24 protein-coding genes and 1 riboswitch are annotated in these 17,420 nt (G+C 54.1%); of the genes, 8 read left to right on the top strand and 16 right to left on the bottom strand.

Annotated elements, in window-relative coordinates:
- The first annotated feature begins 15 nt into the window (after positions 1–15).
- Positions 16–1,050: a metal ABC transporter solute-binding protein, Zn/Mn family gene (locus tag K7H08_RS12725; RefSeq protein ID WP_231658165.1), complete on the top strand. Its 1,035-nt coding sequence runs from the start codon at positions 16–18 to the stop codon at positions 1,048–1,050.
- A 136-nt stretch (positions 1,051–1,186) separates the two neighbouring features.
- Positions 1,187–1,879 carry a cupin domain-containing protein gene (locus tag K7H08_RS12720; protein ID WP_231658163.1) on the top strand — a complete coding sequence of 231 codons (693 nt, stop codon included), beginning with the start codon at positions 1,187–1,189 and terminating at the stop codon, positions 1,877–1,879.
- Positions 1,880–1,900: 21 nt separating this feature from the next.
- Here K7H08_RS12720 and K7H08_RS12715 read toward each other — a convergent pair whose 3' ends face one another.
- Positions 1,901–2,266, bottom strand: coding sequence for a DUF6164 family protein (locus tag K7H08_RS12715; protein WP_231658162.1), 366 nt, complete (start codon positions 2,264–2,266; stop codon positions 1,901–1,903).
- A gap of 1 nt (position 2,267) precedes the next feature.
- Positions 2,268–2,801, bottom strand: a complete 534-nt coding sequence (gene gloA / locus K7H08_RS12710) for a lactoylglutathione lyase (RefSeq protein WP_231658160.1) — start codon at positions 2,799–2,801, stop codon at positions 2,268–2,270.
- A gap of 244 nt (positions 2,802–3,045) precedes the next feature.
- Between gloA and K7H08_RS12705 the strand changes: the two genes are divergently transcribed.
- The 6 genes from K7H08_RS12705 (at position 3,046) to K7H08_RS12680 (ending at position 7,204) form a co-directional block, all read left to right on the top strand.
- Complete coding sequence (locus K7H08_RS12705) at positions 3,046–3,390, top strand: hypothetical protein (protein ID WP_120385931.1); 345 nt, start codon at positions 3,046–3,048, stop codon at positions 3,388–3,390.
- 55 nt (positions 3,391–3,445) lie between these two features.
- Positions 3,446–3,541: riboswitch (TPP riboswitch) on the top strand.
- A 24-nt stretch (positions 3,542–3,565) separates the two neighbouring features.
- The gene (gene thiM / locus K7H08_RS12700; protein WP_231658159.1) at positions 3,566–4,375 is read left to right on the top strand and encodes a hydroxyethylthiazole kinase; all 810 of its coding nucleotides are present in this window, start codon (positions 3,566–3,568) and stop codon (positions 4,373–4,375) included.
- Positions 4,365–4,979: a thiamine phosphate synthase gene (thiE, locus tag K7H08_RS12695; protein ID WP_231658158.1), complete on the top strand. Its 615-nt coding sequence runs from the start codon at positions 4,365–4,367 to the stop codon at positions 4,977–4,979. The genes thiM and thiE overlap by 11 nt, the downstream gene beginning before the upstream one ends.
- Positions 4,976–5,896: a LysR family transcriptional regulator gene (locus K7H08_RS12690; RefSeq protein WP_231658157.1), complete on the top strand. Its 921-nt coding sequence runs from the start codon at positions 4,976–4,978 to the stop codon at positions 5,894–5,896. Before thiE ends, K7H08_RS12690 begins: the two co-directional genes overlap by 4 nt.
- A 91-nt stretch (positions 5,897–5,987) precedes the next feature.
- Positions 5,988–6,395 carry a DoxX family protein gene (locus K7H08_RS12685; protein WP_231658156.1) on the top strand — a complete coding sequence of 136 codons (408 nt, stop codon included), beginning with the start codon at positions 5,988–5,990 and terminating at the stop codon, positions 6,393–6,395.
- A gap of 71 nt (positions 6,396–6,466) precedes the next feature.
- Entirely contained in the window at positions 6,467–7,204 is a 738-nt protein-coding gene (locus K7H08_RS12680; protein ID WP_038480419.1) for a DODA-type extradiol aromatic ring-opening family dioxygenase, read from the top strand.
- Here the strand turns inward: K7H08_RS12680 and trhP are convergent.
- The 14 genes from trhP to rplR form a co-directional block, all read right to left on the bottom strand.
- Positions 7,197–8,567, bottom strand: coding sequence for a prephenate-dependent tRNA uridine(34) hydroxylase TrhP (gene trhP, locus K7H08_RS12675; RefSeq protein ID WP_231658154.1), 1,371 nt, complete (start codon positions 8,565–8,567; stop codon positions 7,197–7,199). The two genes, K7H08_RS12680 and trhP, sit on opposite strands and share 8 nt — an antisense overlap.
- A gap of 171 nt (positions 8,568–8,738) precedes the next feature.
- Positions 8,739–9,614 (bottom strand): DMT family transporter, encoded by an 876-nt coding sequence (locus K7H08_RS12670; RefSeq protein WP_231658152.1) that lies wholly within the window; start codon positions 9,612–9,614, stop codon positions 8,739–8,741.
- 103 nt (positions 9,615–9,717) lie between these two features.
- A complete protein-coding gene (locus K7H08_RS12665) occupies positions 9,718–11,142 on the bottom strand; it encodes a serine hydrolase (protein WP_231658150.1) in 1,425 nt (474 codons plus the stop codon).
- A gap of 206 nt (positions 11,143–11,348) precedes the next feature.
- A complete protein-coding gene (gene rplQ, locus K7H08_RS12660) occupies positions 11,349–11,735 on the bottom strand; it encodes a 50S ribosomal protein L17 (protein WP_009723880.1) in 387 nt (128 codons plus the stop codon).
- Between the two features lie 39 nt (positions 11,736–11,774).
- On the bottom strand, positions 11,775–12,770 hold the full coding sequence (locus tag K7H08_RS12655; protein WP_009723881.1) for a DNA-directed RNA polymerase subunit alpha: 996 nt from the start codon (positions 12,768–12,770) through the stop codon (positions 11,775–11,777).
- Positions 12,771–12,895: 125 nt separating this feature from the next.
- Positions 12,896–13,516, bottom strand: coding sequence for a 30S ribosomal protein S4 (gene rpsD, locus K7H08_RS12650; protein ID WP_009723882.1), 621 nt, complete (start codon positions 13,514–13,516; stop codon positions 12,896–12,898).
- 12 nt (positions 13,517–13,528) lie between these two features.
- Positions 13,529–13,915: a 30S ribosomal protein S11 gene (gene rpsK, locus K7H08_RS12645; protein WP_009723883.1), complete on the bottom strand. Its 387-nt coding sequence runs from the start codon at positions 13,913–13,915 to the stop codon at positions 13,529–13,531.
- 52 nt (positions 13,916–13,967) lie between these two features.
- Positions 13,968–14,324 (bottom strand): 30S ribosomal protein S13, encoded by a 357-nt coding sequence (rpsM, locus tag K7H08_RS12640; protein WP_009723884.1) that lies wholly within the window; start codon positions 14,322–14,324, stop codon positions 13,968–13,970.
- 123 nt (positions 14,325–14,447) lie between these two features.
- A complete protein-coding gene (rpmJ, locus tag K7H08_RS12635; protein ID WP_009099023.1) occupies positions 14,448–14,561 on the bottom strand; it encodes a 50S ribosomal protein L36 in 114 nt (37 codons plus the stop codon).
- A gap of 28 nt (positions 14,562–14,589) precedes the next feature.
- On the bottom strand, positions 14,590–15,921 hold the full coding sequence (gene secY, locus K7H08_RS12630) for a preprotein translocase subunit SecY (RefSeq protein ID WP_038480406.1): 1,332 nt from the start codon (positions 15,919–15,921) through the stop codon (positions 14,590–14,592).
- A complete protein-coding gene (gene rplO / locus K7H08_RS12625) occupies positions 15,922–16,356 on the bottom strand; it encodes a 50S ribosomal protein L15 (protein WP_038480402.1) in 435 nt (144 codons plus the stop codon).
- Between the two features lie 3 nt (positions 16,357–16,359).
- A complete protein-coding gene (rpmD, locus tag K7H08_RS12620) occupies positions 16,360–16,542 on the bottom strand; it encodes a 50S ribosomal protein L30 (protein ID WP_009723888.1) in 183 nt (60 codons plus the stop codon).
- A 6-nt stretch (positions 16,543–16,548) separates the two neighbouring features.
- Positions 16,549–17,049, bottom strand: a complete 501-nt coding sequence (gene rpsE, locus K7H08_RS12615; RefSeq protein WP_009723889.1) for a 30S ribosomal protein S5 — start codon at positions 17,047–17,049, stop codon at positions 16,549–16,551.
- A gap of 11 nt (positions 17,050–17,060) precedes the next feature.
- Positions 17,061–17,411: a 50S ribosomal protein L18 gene (gene rplR, locus K7H08_RS12610; protein ID WP_009723890.1), complete on the bottom strand. Its 351-nt coding sequence runs from the start codon at positions 17,409–17,411 to the stop codon at positions 17,061–17,063.
- Positions 17,412–17,420: the final 9 nt, after the last annotated feature.

Below are 17,420 nucleotides of genomic sequence, written 5' to 3'. Positions count from 1 at the left end.
TTGAAGGAGCGTTATATGTCGCTTTTCTCTTCATCGCGCTGGTGGGTGGGTGTTTCGGCCATGCTGGCATTGCCTGCAGCAATGGCTAACGACCGTGTTCAGGTAGTTACCAGCTTCTCTATCTTGGCTGATATGGTCGAAAACGTGGGCGGCGAGCACGTTGACGTAACGTCGCTTGTCGGCCCTGACGGCGATGCGCATGTTTATTCGCCAAGCCCAGGCGACGCCCGCGCGCTGGCCAGCGCAGATGTGGTGGTCTTTAACGGACTGCTGTTTGAGGGCTGGATGGAGCGTTTGATTGAGTCTAGCGACTATACGGGTGCCCTGGTCACCGCAACCAACGGCATTCAACCCCGCGCCTTTGCCAAACACGATCATGAAGAACACGGCCATGACGATCATGGACACGACGACCATGGCCACGACGATCATGGCCACGGGCACGACGAGCACGATCACAGTGAACATGACCATGGTGATGACGACCCTCACGCATGGCAGGATCTACAGCAGGCAAAGGTCTACGTTACCAATATTCGCGATGGCTTAATCGAAGCAGACAGTGCTAATGCTGAAAGTTATCAAGCGAATGCTGAGCGCTATTTAGCGACAATAGACGAGGCTGATCATGAAATTCGTGATTTGCTGAGCGATATTCCCGCTTCTGCCAGCGTGATTACCGGCCATGATTCGTTTGGCTATTTCTCAAACGCTTATGGGGTGAACTTTCTTTCCCCTGTCGGCCTTTCTACCGAGGCTGACCCCAGCGGCGCCAGCATGGCCGCGTTGGTGGATGTCATCGAACAGGAAAACGTGCAGGCGCTGTTCCACGAGAACATGACCAACCAAGCAATCATTAACCAGCTTGCCGAAGAAACTGGCCTGCCGATTGCTGGCACACTGTATGCCGATGCGCTGGCGAGTGAGGGTGAAGCCAACACTTACTTAGGCATGATGCGTCATAACGCGAACGTGCTGCACTCAGCATTGGCTCAGCCGGGTCATGACGATCATGCTCATGAACACGACCATCATGGTCATGATCATTAAGCGAAAAAGTTAACTATTGAATACCGCCGCAGGGCGGTATTTTTTTGCGTTGCATTTTGTCCCAGGGATGGGGAGACTTGCACTACTGCTGTAAATTTTCATCTCTGTAAATTCCCCCCTGCAAAGAGCCAACACCATGCGCCTGAACGCCGATTTTAGCCACTTTGCCAGTGTCACGCCGGATCAGTACCATTGGGTGGACTCCCCCAGCGCGGGCGTAGAGCGCATGATGCTAGACCGCATTGGCGACGAAGTCGCCAGAGCCACTAGCTTGGTACGCTACGCGCCCAACAGCCAGTTCAACCGCCATACTCATGGTGGTGGTGAAGAAATTTTAGTGCTAAAAGGTGTCTTTGCCGATGAGCATGGCCGTTACCCGGCAGGCAGCTACTTACGCAACCCGATTGGCACTGGTCATACCCCGCAAATAGGCGAAGAGGGCGCACTTATTCTGGTGAAGCTACACCAGTTTGATGAAAACGATATTCTGCAACTGGCCGTGCCTGCCCATAGGCTGCCCTGGCAGCCAGACCGACGGCCAGGTATTACTTACAAAATGCTGCACACCTATAGTTCAAAACAGTATGGCCCAGAGCGGGTCAGCCTAGAGCGCTGGGAAGCCGATACACTAGTGTCTTATCCACCGCTTGCCGGTGGTTTAGAGCTGTTTGTGCTGGAAGGCTCTCTGCTCAGTGATGAGCAGGAATATGCTAACGGCAGCTGGTGCCGCTACCCAGTAGGTGCGGCACCTCAGTTACGCGCGGGTAATGAAGGCGTGCAGCTTTATCTAAAACGCGGGCACTTAGCCACTGTTAAGCTACCCAGCTAATCTACAAAACTGTTTACAAATCTAGCCTACCAAGCCAATAAACGGCAGCAGCGTTAATAGGGCGATCAGCACCACGGCAACGATTACCAGTACGACTTGCACGGGGTGGGCGAGGAAGCGCCGCCATAATGTTGGTGCATTGCCACTGGCAACCGCTTCTTCGTGCTCTCGCCGTGCTTTAGCTTGACGCTTTTCCTGATACGCCGCCAATGCCGCTTCAGCGGCCTCGCGCTGAGCAGTGTTACGCAGCCAAATTGCATCGACACCCAGGCGAAAAAAGCCCGCCTGGGTTTCATAGACATCAAAGCCCTGCTCATCTAGCAACTGGCGTACTTCCAACGCCTCTTCATCGGTCACATGGCTTAGCCGAAACAGCAAGTGGGCCATATTAGTCGCCCATGGCCGCCATACGGTCTGCCTGAATCACTTCGATCCAGTAGCCATCTGCATCTTTGACAAAGATAACGTCTTTCATCTTGCCCTGGTCCGCGCGCTTGATGAACGTCACCTCATGCTCATCAAACCATGCTTGAGCAGCTTCTAAGTCAGGCACACTAAAGCAGATATGACCAAACCCTTGAGGCTCAGCGTTACCGTCATGATAGGCAAAATCCTGCTGATCTTCTGTGCCCCAGTTATGCGTCAACTCCAGCAAGCCTTTCTGACTGAAGGTCCAGGCAGTGCGTGCTTGAGTATCTTCTGGCACGTTATCGCTGCTTTCGAGATTGGCTAGGAAATAGAGCGAAAACTGCATCTCTTCGAAATCCAGTCGGCGTAGCACCTGCATTCCAAAAACCTTAGAGTAGAACGCTAGCGCGCGTTCGGGATCCTTCACCCGCAGCATGGTGTGATTTAAGCGAAACCCTTGGGTTTGCGGCGCTACGGGCGCGACTCCGGAATGTTGTTCACCTTGAAAACTCATTTTGCTCTCCTGTCGCTAATGCTGATCATTGAATCCATTGAGCCTCACTTACCGCTTACCATGAGGGCTTTAGAGCCATAATACCAGCCCTTACAAGCATGTAGGATTCACTAACGCAGCGTCACATTAAGCGCACTGGCAATACTAAACAAAACCCCTACACTTATTATTCATAAACTTTACAAAAAGCAGTTCCCGCAACATGAGCGATGCCCCACCTTTGAGGCGCCCACAGGAGTTTTCCATGACCGCGATTGATATGACCCTCGGTGACCACATAACGTTAAAGCAGTTAGCCCATGCCATACACAATGGCTTTTCACCGATTGTGGAAGTTGAATCAATGGATGGTATCTATAAGGTTCGCTTCCATCACGCGAACGGTGTTTCTGATTTAACCAATGCTGAGGGGCATGTCAGCACGTTTTTGGGCACCGGTGAGATTCGCGACACCCTTGGACAGCTGGGCCTCACTCATGGCGTGCTTACGTTTGCCGACCAGTGTGGCGATGAAATGATTGGTGTTGAGGGTAAGGCGATAACGCCTGATGAGATGCTCACCTACGGAACACGCATCTCGTTTCGTTGATATTTGCTCATAGCGTTTCCCAGGCTTTACAGATTGATCTAAGCCAAGGATAGTACCATCACGACAGGGGCGCCCATGCTTCACGGGCTGAGAAGCACCCTTTGAACCTGAACCGGATAACACCGGCGTAGGGAGTCGTGATGCAGCTGCATCACCTCCCAGCCGGGAGGATATTATGCCTTCACGCCCACTCGGCGATTATCTCAGCGATCTGCGCACTACCACACCGCTGGTACATTGCATTACAAACTACGTGGCGATGAACAGCACCGCTAATTTGCTATTGGCGACAGGTGCTTCCCCTGCCATGCTGCATGCTCAAGAAGAGGTGGCTGAGTTCACGGCTATTTCTGGCGCGCTATCCATCAATATTGGCACCCTTTCCTCTCCCTGGGCTGACGCCATGGTAATTGCCGCGCGCACTGCTCATGAAAACGATATTCCGTGGGTGCTTGACCCTGTGGCTGTTGGCGCCACCACATTTCGCCAGCGCCTTTGTGAGACATTACTGGCTTACCAACCTAGCGTTATTCGTGGCAACGCCTCAGAAATTCAAGCACTTAATGGATTAGCCAGCCAGGGGCGTGGGGTCGATGCGACGACTAGCACTCAGGAAGCTACCACCGCTGCCATTGCGCTAGCCCAGCAACATCGCTGCGTAGTGGCGGTCACTGGCGAGACCGATTTCATTACCGATGGCACTGTCCATTATCGCCTTAGTGGAGGACACGCGCTGATGCCCAAAGTGACTACCTTAGGCTGCGGATTGAGTGCGCTGGTGGCAAGCTTTGTGGCCGCAAACCGCGCGCAGCCGCTGGAGGCTAGCTTGGCCGCCTTGGCGTGTTTCAGCATCGCTGGAAGCCGTGCAGGCGAGCAGGCTCAAGGCCCTGGCAGTTTCCAGGTGGCGCTATTGGACGCGCTGTATCAATTATCCCCTGACGACCTTTCGACTCTTGCTCAATGGGAGGCGGTGCATGCCGTTTGATCTTTCACTCTATTTAGTCACCGATGCTGGTCTGTGCGCTGGCATGGGTCTGGAAAAAACCGTTGAAGCTGCTGTGCAGGGCGGCATTACCATGGTGCAACTACGCGATAAACACGCTAGTGACGAGCATATGATCGCCCAGGCCAAACGTCTCAAAGCGATGTTAGCAGGTAGCGGCGTTCCACTGATCATTAATGATCGCCTGAACGTGGCGTTCGCCAGCCAAGCGGATGGCTTACATGTCGGGCAAAGCGACACAGCTGTTCAAGCAGCGCGAGCCACTCTTGGCCAACACGCCATTATCGGGCTTTCGATTAACACCCTAGCCCAACTTCAGGAGGCACCTGTCGAATTGCTCAATTACGTCGGTTTAGGGCCCGTGTTTGCGACGGACAGTAAACAAGACCACGCCCAACCAATTGGCTTTGATGGGCTGGCACAGCTTGCCAATGCCTGCCAACTTCCCAGTGTCGCGATTGGCGGACTAAAAGCTGAACACATGGCTCAAGTGAAAGCCGCTGGGGCAAACGGTGTTGCGGTTATTTCTGCTATTTGTGGTCAGCCAGACCCCCGCCTGGCTGCACAGGCATTCCACGCGCAATGACCCAGCTCGACCATATCGCGGCGTTTGTAAAGGTCGCTGAGCTGGGTAGCTATACCCGCGCGGCCGAGGCGCTAGACCTTTCTCGCACGCGGGTATCTCGCCAAGTGATGGCGCTTGAAGAGGCATTGGGCGCTCGGCTTATTCAGCGCACCACCCGGCGGCTGCACCTCACTGAAGCGGGAGAACGCTATCTCGTTCGTGCGCAAAGCATTCTGATCGCTTTGGACGAGGCAGCGGCAGAAATCGGCAGTGGCACCAGTACGGTGAGCGGGCAGTTGCGCATCAATGGCCCGATGAGCTTCGGCACACGCTATCTTTCACCGCTGGTTGCACAGTTTATGCAAACGCACCCTGGGCTTGAGGTGCGTTTGGATCTCAACGACCGCCGCGTTGATTTGCTGGAAGAGGGCTACGATGTCGCCATTCGTATTGGCAACCTGCCCGACTCTAGCTTAGTGGCGCGACGGCTCACCCAGTGCCGGATGCTGTTTTGCGCATCACCTGATTACCTCGCCCAGTATGGCACGCCGCTGAATAGTGAAGACTTGGCATCTCACCGCTGCCTTCGCTACCGAAGCGGCCAAAACAGTGGCGATTGGCGGATTGGTCATCAACTACTTAGTATTTCTGGTCCCCTAGAGAGTAATAATGGCGATATGCTGACGCATGCAGCTGAAGCAGGCTTAGGGATAGCGCAACAGCCCAGCTTTTTAGTGACTGATAGCATTGCAAACGGACGCCTAGTGCCGATTCTGCAGGACTTACCGCCGGCTTTGCTAGACATCCATGCGCTTTACCCAGCCCGACGCTATTTACCTGCCAAAGTAGAGCGCTTTATTGAGTTATTGGCGGCGGCGTGGGGTGACCCACCAGTATGGGAAATTGAGCTCGGATTGTCGCCTTTATCGCAACAGTGAAGTGCATTAACAGTGGATTATCTCAGTGGCTTTCATCTGTAAAGTGGCACTATCGCATCCAACGTGATGCTCGCGACTAAGAGAGACGGCTATGACCACTACTAATACTTCACCACTCACCCTCCATGCCACCGCCTTGCTACGTATCAGTTTAGGCGTAATGGCCTTAGCTCACGGCTTGCTTAAGGTGTTTGTCTTCACCCTGCCAGGCACTGTCAGCTATTTTGAATCCCTGGGCTTACCGGGTGTTCTTGCTTACTTAACCATTGCTGCCGAAGTAGGTGGTGGCCTAGCACTTTTACTGGGCATCTATACTCGTTGGGTAAGCCTTGCTCTAGTCCCCGTGCTGCTAGGTGCAGCCTCGGTACACCTGGGTAATGGCTGGCTGTTCTCAAACCCGGGTGGTGGCTGGGAATTCCCTATTTTCTGGACGATTGCTCTGGTGGTACAGGCAGGCCTAGGTGGCGGTAGCGCTGTTGTCAGCCGCAAATTCGCTTAACCGCTCTGCCCGCATTGGCTTCGGCTTGTGCGGGCATCATTGGCCCGCTATAGGCTAACGGAGGTACTAAGATGCTACCCAGCCTGTTTATTTCTCATGGCTCCCCCATGCTGGCGCTGAATAAAACGCCGGCCCACGCTTTCCTACGCGAACTGGGGAAGCGCCTCTCCCCTCGTGCGGTGGTCGTCGTATCAGCCCACTGGGAGAGTCTTACGCTCAAGGTCAGTACTAGCGCACAACCAGAGACGATTCATGATTTTGGCGGGTTTCCACAAGCTCTTTTCGAGTGCCAGTATCCGGCCCCTGGCAACCCTGAATTGGCTGAACAAATTGCAGTGCTATTGGGCGCCGAACGCGTAGAGCGCGGCCTTGATCACGGCGCCTGGGTACCACTCTCGCTGATGTTTCCAGAGGCCAATGTACCGGTCGTTTCCCTGTCGCTACCTGTGCGCTGGGAAAATGACGCGCTAGTCACGCTCGGCGAGCGCCTATCAGCCTTGCGAAAAGAAGGGGTTCTGATTATTGGCTCGGGCAGCCTGACCCATAACTTATATGAAACCCTGCCCCAAGGGAGCCCCACCCCCGCCTGGGTAGATGAGTTTGCCCAGTGGGTTAGCGAACATATTGAAGACAATGATCGCCAGGCATTACTTCACTGGGAGCGTGCTCCAAAAGCGCTGGAAAACCACCCGACCCCAGAACACTTCCAGCCCTTACTGGTGGCCATGGGGGCAGGCGGAGATGGAACTCAGTTACACCACAGCGTGGAACATGGCGTACTGGCGATGGATGTCTACGCGTTTAGCTAATAGCAGTACCTAATGATACGGATTGGTTTTTTCTGGGCGACCCCAGATCGCGCATTAAAAGCGCAAATTCACTCTGTTCCGGGCTAATGCTAACACCTGGCACGGGGAGGCGAACTCGGTGCCCTGAGCCAGGTGCAGCGCGCTGGGCTTCGCCGCGAACGTTCTCCATGTGTTCAAGCACGAAGCGGTGATTGCCACTTGGCAACATGAGCTCCATGCTATCCCTCACTTCAAAGCGGTTTTTGACCTCGATGTCTAACCAGCCACGAACAGGATCGTAGCCCAGCACTTCACCGACAAACTGTTGGTGCACACCGATGGAGCTACCCTGCTGATAACTTTGAAATTCATCGTGAACATGGCGACGATAGAAGCCTTCGGTATACCCTCTGTTCGCTAAGTTCTCCAGCTCATCCATTAATCCCATATTAAAGGGGCGGCCAGCAACGGCGTCATCGATGGCGCGGCGGTAAACCTGTGCGGTCCGTGCGACGTAGTAATGAGACTTTGTCCGCCCTTCGATCTTAAGCGATGCTACTCCCATTTCTGTCAGTCGCGCCACGTGCTGTACTGCACGCAAATCCTTGGAATTCATAATGTAGGTGCCATGCTCATCTTCATACACAGGCATCAGCTTGCCAGGGCGAGTGACATCCTCGATCAGCGCTGAGAGCTCGTCCTGGTCGGCCACCGCCGTTTCAGCGACGTGCTGAGCTGGCAACAGGTCACCCGTATCATCTTGAGTGGCTGCTATGGTGTTATATTTCCAACGACAGGCATTCGTGCAGGTGCCTTGGTTGGGGTCGCGGTGATTAAAATAGCCAGACAGCAGACAGCGTCCTGAGTAGGCAATACATAGCGCACCATGAACGAATGTTTCGATCTCTAAACCTGGGCACTCTGCGCGTATTTCGCCAATCTCTTCAAGGGATAGTTCCCGCGACAAAATAATGCGGCGAATACCTTGGCGCTGCCAGAATTGAGCGGCGGCCCAATTGACGACATTGGACTGCACCGACAGATGGATCTCTTGATCTGGCCAACGATCGCGAACCATCATAATCAGGCCCGGGTCTGACATGATCAACGCATCGGGTCCGGCCTCAATGACAGGCTCCATATCCCGTAGGTACGTTGTCAGCTTGCTGTTGTGCGGAGCAATGTTGGAAGCAACATAGAATTTCTTACCTCGCGCATGTGCGTACTCAATACCACGATGCAAATTATCGATTTTAAAATCGTTGTTACGCACCCGGAGAGAGTAGCGCGGCTGACCTGCATAAACGGCATCTGCCCCATAAGCAAACGCGTAACGCATATTTTTAAAGGTACCGGCAGGCGAGAGTAATTCGGGAGCTTGCATAGACAGTCACCGTTATCAGGACGATGGCGCGCGTGCGCAGTGATGAAAGTGCCGGATTATAACCAGCTCAAACAGCCTGTCTTGCTCAGCTATCTACTTTGCTGACCCAGATCAAAAAGTAACGACCACAAGCCTCTTTTGACACATATGACGATGAATAACAGCCGCGTTTTACGCCGTTGGGCGGGGTTTCAGCGTCGTACGGCGGTCATGGCAAGCAATTGCTAATCCGCTGCCCATAATCAGCACACTGCCCACCCATACCCACAGATCTGGCAGCTCTCCCCAGAACCACCAGCCAAGCAGCACCGCCCACAGCATTGCGGTGTAATCAAATGGAGCAGCAATCGCGGCAGGGGCAAAGCGGAATGCCAGGGTAATAAACGCGGTCGCGCCAATACCCAAAACACCCGAGACCAAAAAGCCAAGCCAGTGCCAGGGCTCTGGGGTTTGCCAAACCCAGGGCAAACTCAGAGCAGTGACGATAAAGGGCACTAACGTCATGTAGAACACCATTGCCCACAGGTGCTCCCTAGCACCGTAGCGCCGCGCAGTAATCATCATCAGTGCATAAAAGAAAGCCGCTCCCAAGAGGGTTAGCGTGCCAAGCTGGAACGCATCACCGCCGGGGCGAACCACAATCAGCACGCCAGCAAAGCCAACTAACGACGCTATTAATACGGGTGGATCGATTCGCTCGCCAAGCAACGGCACTGAAAGCAGCGTTACAAACAAGGGCGCCACAAAAGCGATTGCCGTGGCCTCTGCGAGTGGCAGCAGGGTTAGCCCCCAGACAAAACACACCATCGTGGCGGTATAAATCAATCCTCTGAGAAGGTGTACACGGGGGCGCTTGGTATGCAACTTGCGCAATCCGCCTGCAAAATGCGCCAACAGGGCAATGAGCGGTAATGACACGAGCGTACGAAAGAAAATAACCTGTAGCGGCGAATGGACCTCGCCTAGCCACTTCGATACCGCATCACCGAGCGCTAAGAACAGAACTCCTAAGCACATGCACAGGATACCTTTTAACGACGTTGTCACGACGCTCTCCTTTTGCCCTTTGGACACTTTATCAGCCGGGATTAACAACTAATAAAAAACCCCGCCAATGTGTCACTGACGGGGCTGCGGATCTAACGTGGCTTTACAAACTTGCGTTGACCACCATGCACTCCATCCCCTGCGCCTGGAGCGTTCTACAAGCGCGTCTGGCGCGTGCTTCGTCCAAGGCGACAACCCTGGCGCGGAATACCGGCGTTTGACCAGCTAAAGTATCGATAGCAACCCGCCCCCCCACTTCATGAGGCAGGCGCTGCGCTGCCTGACGTGCCAACTGCTCTGCTCGCGCTGCCTGGCTAAAAGCACCTACCTGGATACCCCAATCACCAGCAGTAACAGACCGTTGAGGCGTAGCTGCCAATTCGCGCTCACGTTCAATAAAAGCGTTCACCGGGTCTGGTCTACGGGTGACAGGAACTTCTGTCGGTGCCTCCATTGAGCGCGCGAGACGATCTTCAATTTCAACAGCCGGTGCAGACGCTGGTGAAGGAGAAAGGGTTGTCGCTGCCAAATTATTCGAAGCCGCTGTATTATTCGAAATCGTTACATTACTGGCCATGACAGGGCGATTAGAGGCTGGCGGTGTCGACATGGGGCGTTGGCTAGGCGCGTTAGAGCCAGAGAAAGCCATAAACTCTCTAGAAAAAGTGGTATTGGCCAGCCACGTTTGCTGGTCACGCAGCGCTGCACGAGCAAAGCTACGGTCTAACAAGTTGGCCATGTGAGAATCACGAGATGACCCACTAAAGCCACCCATAACAACGCCCACCATACGGCGATCCCCGTGGACGGCCGTTGTCGCTACATTGAAACCAGATGCACGAATGAAGCCGGTTTTAAGGCCATCTGCACCGGGGTAGTTTTTCACTAAGCGGTTATGGCTGGTGTGCCGGGTACCACGATAGGTGAACTCCTGGAGCCCAAAGTAGTGGTAGTACTGTGGGAAGTCCTGCATCACGCGCACAGAGAGTGTCACCATATCCCGTGCCGTGGTGACCTGCTGATCATCAGGTAGACCCGAGGCATTACGGAACGTGGTGGCATTCATGCCTAGCTCGCGCGCTTTTGCGGTCATCAGCTGAGCGAAACGCTGCTCGCTACCACCTAATGCTTCAGCCACCACGACGGCAACATCATTAGCAGAGCGCACTGCCAACGCACGAATAGCAGAATCAACAGGAATGGTACTACCTGCAGAAAGCCACAGTTTTACAGCAGGCATGGCGGCAGCTTGAGCAGACACAGGAAGCGGCTGATTAAGACTGAGCTGGCCACTCTCCAATGCTTCAAATGTAAGATAAAGCGTCATCATTTTGGTTAACGATGCGGGGTAGCGACGCTCATCGGCATTCTCGGCGTACAGCACCTCTCCGTTTTCCAAATCCACAACAATCCCAGCATAACGCGGATTTGCATGAGCACTCGATATCGTGCTTAGCAGCAATACCATTAACGACAGCGGAAGCCACCAACGCACGACGATCGTTGCGCATATTCCCCTTGTTGCCATACATGCCCCTTTCTTGTTTTGCTGTGATGTCACACTACCAACCATTAATCTACTTGCCACACTAAGAAATCTAAGACTAGCACGGTAACTCTTCAAGTGAATTAAGAAAGCAGTATAAAAGTTGAAAACGCAATGAAATGAATAGACCAAAAAAAAACCGACCCTAAGGGGTCGGCTTTCATTTTGTTGAGCAACAACGCAGAGACTTACTCTTCTGCAGCTGCTTCTTCAACAACCGGACGGTCAACCAGCTCAACGAACGCCATGGGCGCGTTGTCGCCTGTGCGGTAACCGCACTTGAGGATGCGGATGTAACCACCCGGACGCTCGGCATAACGCGGACCTAGCTCGTTGAACAGTTTGCCGACGGCTTCTTTGGAGCGCGTGCGGGCAAATGCCAAACGGCGGTTTGCAACGCTATCCTGCTTGGCTAGGGTAATTAGCGGCTCGATAACGCGACGCAATTCCTTGGCCTTAGGCAGGGTTGTCTTGATGACTTCATGTTCGACCAGCGAGACAGACATGTTCTTGAACATGGCCTGACGATGCGAGCTGGTACGATTCAGATGACGACCACTCTTACGATGACGCATGGTTGTAATTCCTTACCAAACTGGGACTCGAGTCGACACTCACGCGGAGGCCTTGTCGTCCTTCAGGCTAGCGGGTGGCCAATTTTCCAACCGCATGCCGAGGGACAAGCCGCGCGCTGCCAATACATCTTTGATTTCATTCAAAGACTTTTTACCAAGATTCGGTGTCTTCAGCAGCTCAACTTCAGTGCGCTGGATAAGATCACCAATGTAGTAAATATTCTCGGCTTTTAGGCAGTTAGCGCTGCGAACTGTCAACTCAAGATCGTCTACGGGGCGCAATAGGATAGGATCAACAAGATCCTCTTCCTCTTCGACTTCCTGCTCTTTATCAGCTTCCAGGTCGACGAAGGCGGCCAGCTGCTCTTGCAGAATGGTCGCACTGCGACGGATAGCCTCTTCCGGATCCAGTGTACCGTCGGTTTCCAGATCGATAATTAGCTTATCGAGGTCGGTGCGCTGCTCAACACGAGCGGCTTCAACCGAATAGGAAACACGGCGAACAGGGCTGAAGGTGGCATCCAGCTGCAGGCGGCCAATTGCACGTGTCTCTTCATCAGAGCCACGAGCGTCAGCCGGTTCGTAACCACGACCCAGCGCTACCTTAAGCTGAATTTTCAGCTCGGCACCTTCATTGACATGAGCAATGACGTGATCCGGGTTGACGATTTCGACGCTATGATCAAGCGCAATGTCGCCAGCGGTGACGACAGCTGGGCCCTGCTTGTTCAGCGAGAGCACCGCCTCATCGCGGCTGTGCATCTTGATCGCAACATCTTTCAAGTTCAGGAGGATTTCGATGACATCTTCCTGCACCCCTTCGAGCGCACTGTATTCGTGCTCTACACCGGCAATTTCAGCCTCTACCACGGCAGCGCCGGGCATGGACGAAAGCAGAATGCGACGAAGTGCATTCCCCAGGGTGTGACCAAAGCCGCGCTCGAACGGTTCGAGAACGATTTTGGCATGATGTGCGCTGATTTCTTCGACCTTGATGTCACGAGGACGAAGAAACTCTGTCACTGAACGCTGCATATGAACACCTTTCAGGCTGCCAAACGGATACTGAGTACTCTAGAGCACACTACTCAAGAGCATCTGGGCGGTTAGCTTTGCTACCCCGCCCAGGTCTCAAGAAGCAGAAATGTAAATCAAACTGCTTACTTGGAGTACAGCTCGACGATCAGGTTTTCGTTGATGTCGGCAGTCAGGTCACCGCGTTCAGGCAGAGCCTTGAAAGTGCCTTCCATCTTCTTGGCGTCGATTTCGATCCAAGCGATATCGCCACGGTTGGCCGCAATGGTCAACGAGTGTTGAATACGTGCTTGGTTCTTCGCCTTTTCGCGAACAGAAACAACGTCACCGGGCTTCACTTGGTAGGAAGCAACGTTAACGGTGCGGCCGTTCACGGAAATCGCCTTGTGGCTGACCAGCTGACGCGCTTCAGAGCGAGTCGAGCCAAAGCCCATGCGGTAGACGACGTTATCCAGTCGGGATTCAAGCAACTGCAACAATACTTCACCAGTCGCACCTTTCAGGCGAGCGGCTTCTTTGTAGTAGTTGCGGAACTGCTTTTCGAGTACGCCATACATACGGCGTACTTTCTGCTTCTCACGAAGCTGCAAGCCGTAGTCGGAAAGACGCTGACGACGCTGGCCGTGTACACCCGGGATCTGCTCGGATTTACACTTTTTCTCGAAGGGAGTAACACCGCTCTTTAAAAAGAGGTCGGTGCCTTCACGACGAGACAGTTTGCACTTCGGTCCAATATAACGAGCCATGAATCTGTCTCCTTAAACGCGGCGTTTCTTAGGCGGACGGCAGCCATTATGAGGAATGGGCGTCGCGTCAGTGATGCTTTGCACGCGGAAGCCGGCGGCATTGAGAGCGCGCACGGCGGATTCACGGCCTGGACCGGGGCCCTTGACCAGCACGTCTACGTTTTTCACACCATACTCGGCTGCAGCAGTTGCTGCACGCTCACTTGCCACTTGAGCAGCGAACGGGGTGCTCTTGCGAGAACCACGAAAACCCGAACCACCGGCTGTCGCCCAAGAAAGAGCGTTGCCCTGGCGGTCTGTGATCGTCACGATCGTGTTGTTAAAAGAGGCGTGGATATGCGCTACGGCGTCCACTACCTGCTTTTTAACCTTTTTACGGTTACTACGCGGGTTAGCCATGTTGATGTCTATTCCTGTCTTAACGTCAGCTCTCTATTAAAGAGCCTGCGTGTTATTTGCGGATCGGCTTACGCGGGCCCTTACGGGTACGCGCGTTAGTCTTAGTCCGCTGACCACGCAGCGGAAGACTACGACGATGACGCAGACCACGGTAGCAGCCTAAGTCCATGAGACGCTTAATGTTAAGCGTAACATCACGACGAAGGTCGCCTTCTACGGTGTACTTACCAACTTCAGAACGCAGGGTATCCAGCTCATCGCTAGATAGATCCTGGATCTTGGTAGTAGGCGCGATACCGGCAGCAGCACAAACGTGCTGAGCGCGGGTACGGCCAATCCCGAAGATATAGGTCAGCGAGATCGCCGCATGCTTGTTGTCCGGGATATTGACGCCTGCAATACGGGCCATCAGCTTACTCCGAAATTTGAGCGGCTTGCTCGTTTGTTCATCTACAAAAGGCGCAACAGCATACCCCTTTATAAGCCTTATGGCAAGGGGTATGCCGGCACCCGCTTAAAAACAACCCAGGTATTAACCCTGGCGCTGTTTGTGCCGCGGTTCGATACAAATGACGCGGACAGCGCCATTGCGTCGAATGATCTTACAATTACGGCACATCTTCTTTACGGAAGCTCGAACTTTCATCGTTCTCTCCAAATCGCAACGGCGCGCCTCAGCGCATAATGCCGCCGCTACCGTAGCCTTTCAGGTTGGACTTCTTCATCACCGAGTCATATTGATGCGACATGAGATGCGACTGCACCTGGGCCATGAAGTCCATGATGACCACAACCACGATCAGAAGCGAAGTTCCGCCGAAGAAAAACGGCACGTTCCACGCAACGATCAAGAACTGGGGCATCAAGGAAACCGCAGTGATATACAAGGCACCGAACAAAGTAAGACGAGTCATTACTTTATCGATATAGCGAGCGGTCTGCTCGCCGGGGCGAATGCCCGGCAGGAAGGCGCCTGACTTTTTAAGATTGTCAGCCACATCCTTGGGGTTGAAGACCAGCGCTGTGTAAAAGAAGCAGAAGAATACCACTGCCGCCGCGAAAAGCAAGATGTAAAGCGGTTGGCCGGGGCCTAACGCTTGTGATGCACGCTGTAACCACTCCATTCCTTCGCCAGCACCCACCCACTGACCAATAGAGGCCGGGAAGAGTAAAATACTGGAAGCGAAGATTGCTGGAATAACACCAGCCATATTCACTTTCAAAGGCAGGTAGCTGCTTTGGCCTGCATACATCTTATTGCCGACCTGGCGCCTGGGGTAGTTCACTTTCAAGCGGCGTTGACCGCGCTCAATGAACACCACAAACGCAACGGTAGCAATACCTAGCACTGACAGCGCTAACAGCGGAAGAACATTCCAGGCACCTTCATTACGAGCAAGCTCGAACGCTTGCCCAACGGCACTGGGCAGCCCAGCGACGATCCCCGCGAAGATCAACAGCGAAATACCGTTGCCGATGCCCTTCTCGGTGATCTGCTCACCTAGCCACATCATAAACACCGCGCCTGATACAAATGTAATCACGGCGGTGAAAAAGAAGCTGAAGTCAGCGCTGTATGCGATGCCTTGGCTAGCCAGACCGACGGACATACCGGTAGCCTGGACGAAAGCCAGTATCACCGTGCCGTAGCGCGTGTACTGGCTAATCTTGCGGCGGCCAGCCTCACCCTCTTTCTTGAGCTGTTCAAGATGAGGGGAGACCGCAGTCATGAGCTGCATGATAATCGACGCCGAAATGTAGGGCATTATGCCCAGGGCGAGGACGCTCATGCGCTCCAGGGCGCCACCCGAGAACATGTTAAACATGCCTAGAATGGTGCCCTGTTGCTCCCTAAACAAGGCAGCAAGCTGGTCAGGATTGATACCGGGAACGGGAATGTGGGCACCAATACGGTACACCACGATGGCGAGGAGCACGAAGCGCAAACGCGCCCACAGTTCACTCAGACCGCTGCCCATCGCCGGCATATTTCCTGACTTGGCCATTTAGTCCTCTACCTTGCCGCCGGCGGCTTCGATCGCTTCACGGGCACCTTTGGTGACCTTGATACCACGAACGGTAACCGCCTTTTTCAGTTCGCCAGAAAGGATGATCTTCGCATGAAGCGTCGCATCCTTTAGCACGTTGGCTTGCTTCAGAGTTTCCATAGTGACTTCGTCACCGGCAACCTTAGCAAGTTCAGCCAGACGTACTTCTTCAGATACCAATGACTTAGCAGACGTAAAGCCGAACTTCGGCAAACGACGCTGCAATGGCATCTGACCGCCTTCGAAACCAGGCTTGACGCTGCCGCCACTGCGAGATTTCTGACCTTTGTGGCCACGGCCACCGGTCTTACCAAGACCGGAGCCGATACCACGACCAACGCGCTTTTCAGCGTGTTTGGAGCCCGGTGCCGGGCTCAGGGTATTGAGTTTCATGGATTACTCTCCCTCAACGCGCACAAGGTAGTTAACCTTGTGGATCATGCCGCGTACGGCAGGGGTGTCTTCCAGCTCAACCGTATGACCGATGCGACGCAGACCCAGGCCCTTCATAGTAGCCTTGTGCTTGGGCAAAACGCCGATGGTGCTGCGGATCTGGGTAACCTTGATCGTTGCTGCCATGGTGCCTTACCCCGTGATCGCTTCGACAGACAGACCGCGCTTAGCGGCAATGTCTTCCGGTGCTTGCATGGAGGAGAGACCTTTAACAGTCGCTCGCACCACGTTAACCGGGTTGGTGGAACCGTAGCACTTGGCCAGTACATCATGGACACCAGCGAGCTCTAGTACAGAGCGCATGGCGCCGCCAGCGATGATACCGGTACCTTCAGAAGCCGGCTGCATGTACACCTTAGAAGCACCGTGACGGGCTTTTATCGGGTACTGAAGCGTATGGCCTGCAAGGTTAACCTTGACCATGTTGCGACGAGCTTGATCCATCGCTTTCTGGATCGCAACAGGCACTTCACGCGCCTTGCCACGACCAAAACCGACACGACCTTTACCATCACCAACGACGGTCAGCGCGGTGAAGCCGAAAATACGACCACCTTTGACCACCTTGGCGACGCGGTTGACCTGCACTAACTTCTCTTGCAGATCACCGCTTTGCTGTTCGTTCTTCGCCATCGTAAAACCCTTTAGAATTCCAGGCCGCCTTCACGTGCGGCGTCGGCCAGAGCCTTAACGCGACCGTGATACTTAAAGCCAGCACGATCGAAGGCCACCTGGGTGATGCCTGCTTCTTTAGCGCGTTCAGCAATCAGAGCGCCAACCTTAGAGGCGGCTTCTGCGTTGCCAGTCGCACCCTCGCGCAGTGCTTTGTCCAGCGTAGAAGCACTGGCTAGCACTTTGCCACCATCCGGCGAGATAATCTGCGCATAGATGTGACGCGGGGTACGGTTGACGCACAGGCGATACACGCCCAGCTCGCGGATCTTTGCGCGAGCGCGGCGGGCACGACGGAGACGAGATTCTTTCTTCGCGTTCATAACCCTGCC

It is taken from the genome of Halomonas sp. IOP_6, from assembly GCF_021151565.1.
Classification (GTDB): Bacteria; Pseudomonadota; Gammaproteobacteria; order Pseudomonadales; family Halomonadaceae; genus Vreelandella; species Vreelandella alkaliphila.
This window is presented reverse-complemented; position numbering and strand designations above follow the sequence as displayed.

What these genes read in the sequence shown, in the direction of transcription:
- K7H08_RS12725 (WP_231658165.1), top strand. Translation starts at nt 16, where the DNA reads ATGTCGCTTTTCTCTTCATCGCGCTGGTGGGTGGGTGTTTCGGCCATG.
- K7H08_RS12720 (WP_231658163.1), top strand. Translation starts at nt 1,187, where the DNA reads ATGCGCCTGAACGCCGATTTTAGCCACTTTGCCAGTGTCACGCCGGAT.
- K7H08_RS12715 (WP_231658162.1), bottom strand. Translation starts at nt 2,266, where the DNA reads ATGGCCCACTTGCTGTTTCGGCTAAGCCATGTGACCGATGAAGAGGCG.
- gloA (WP_231658160.1), bottom strand. Translation starts at nt 2,801, where the DNA reads ATGAGTTTTCAAGGTGAACAACATTCCGGAGTCGCGCCCGTAGCGCCG.
- K7H08_RS12705 (WP_120385931.1), top strand. Translation starts at nt 3,046, where the DNA reads ATGACCGCGATTGATATGACCCTCGGTGACCACATAACGTTAAAGCAG.
- thiM (WP_231658159.1), top strand. Translation starts at nt 3,566, where the DNA reads ATGCCTTCACGCCCACTCGGCGATTATCTCAGCGATCTGCGCACTACC.
- thiE (WP_231658158.1), top strand. Translation starts at nt 4,365, where the DNA reads ATGCCGTTTGATCTTTCACTCTATTTAGTCACCGATGCTGGTCTGTGC.
- K7H08_RS12690 (WP_231658157.1), top strand. Translation starts at nt 4,976, where the DNA reads ATGACCCAGCTCGACCATATCGCGGCGTTTGTAAAGGTCGCTGAGCTG.
- K7H08_RS12685 (WP_231658156.1), top strand. Translation starts at nt 5,988, where the DNA reads ATGACCACTACTAATACTTCACCACTCACCCTCCATGCCACCGCCTTG.
- K7H08_RS12680 (WP_038480419.1), top strand. Translation starts at nt 6,467, where the DNA reads ATGCTACCCAGCCTGTTTATTTCTCATGGCTCCCCCATGCTGGCGCTG.
- trhP (WP_231658154.1), bottom strand. Translation starts at nt 8,567, where the DNA reads ATGCAAGCTCCCGAATTACTCTCGCCTGCCGGTACCTTTAAAAATATG.
- K7H08_RS12665 (WP_231658150.1), bottom strand. Translation starts at nt 11,142, where the DNA reads ATGGCAACAAGGGGAATATGCGCAACGATCGTCGTGCGTTGGTGGCTT.
- rplQ (WP_009723880.1), bottom strand. Translation starts at nt 11,735, where the DNA reads ATGCGTCATCGTAAGAGTGGTCGTCATCTGAATCGTACCAGCTCGCAT.
- K7H08_RS12655 (WP_009723881.1), bottom strand. Translation starts at nt 12,770, where the DNA reads ATGCAGCGTTCAGTGACAGAGTTTCTTCGTCCTCGTGACATCAAGGTC.
- rpsD (WP_009723882.1), bottom strand. Translation starts at nt 13,516, where the DNA reads ATGGCTCGTTATATTGGACCGAAGTGCAAACTGTCTCGTCGTGAAGGC.
- rpsK (WP_009723883.1), bottom strand. Translation starts at nt 13,915, where the DNA reads ATGGCTAACCCGCGTAGTAACCGTAAAAAGGTTAAAAAGCAGGTAGTG.
- rpsM (WP_009723884.1), bottom strand. Translation starts at nt 14,324, where the DNA reads ATGGCCCGTATTGCAGGCGTCAATATCCCGGACAACAAGCATGCGGCG.
- rpmJ (WP_009099023.1), bottom strand. Translation starts at nt 14,561, where the DNA reads ATGAAAGTTCGAGCTTCCGTAAAGAAGATGTGCCGTAATTGTAAGATC.
- secY (WP_038480406.1), bottom strand. Translation starts at nt 15,921, where the DNA reads ATGGCCAAGTCAGGAAATATGCCGGCGATGGGCAGCGGTCTGAGTGAA.
- rplO (WP_038480402.1), bottom strand. Translation starts at nt 16,356, where the DNA reads ATGAAACTCAATACCCTGAGCCCGGCACCGGGCTCCAAACACGCTGAA.
- rpmD (WP_009723888.1), bottom strand. Translation starts at nt 16,542, where the DNA reads ATGGCAGCAACGATCAAGGTTACCCAGATCCGCAGCACCATCGGCGTT.
- rpsE (WP_009723889.1), bottom strand. Translation starts at nt 17,049, where the DNA reads ATGGCGAAGAACGAACAGCAAAGCGGTGATCTGCAAGAGAAGTTAGTG.
- rplR (WP_009723890.1), bottom strand. Translation starts at nt 17,411, where the DNA reads ATGAACGCGAAGAAAGAATCTCGTCTCCGTCGTGCCCGCCGCGCTCGC.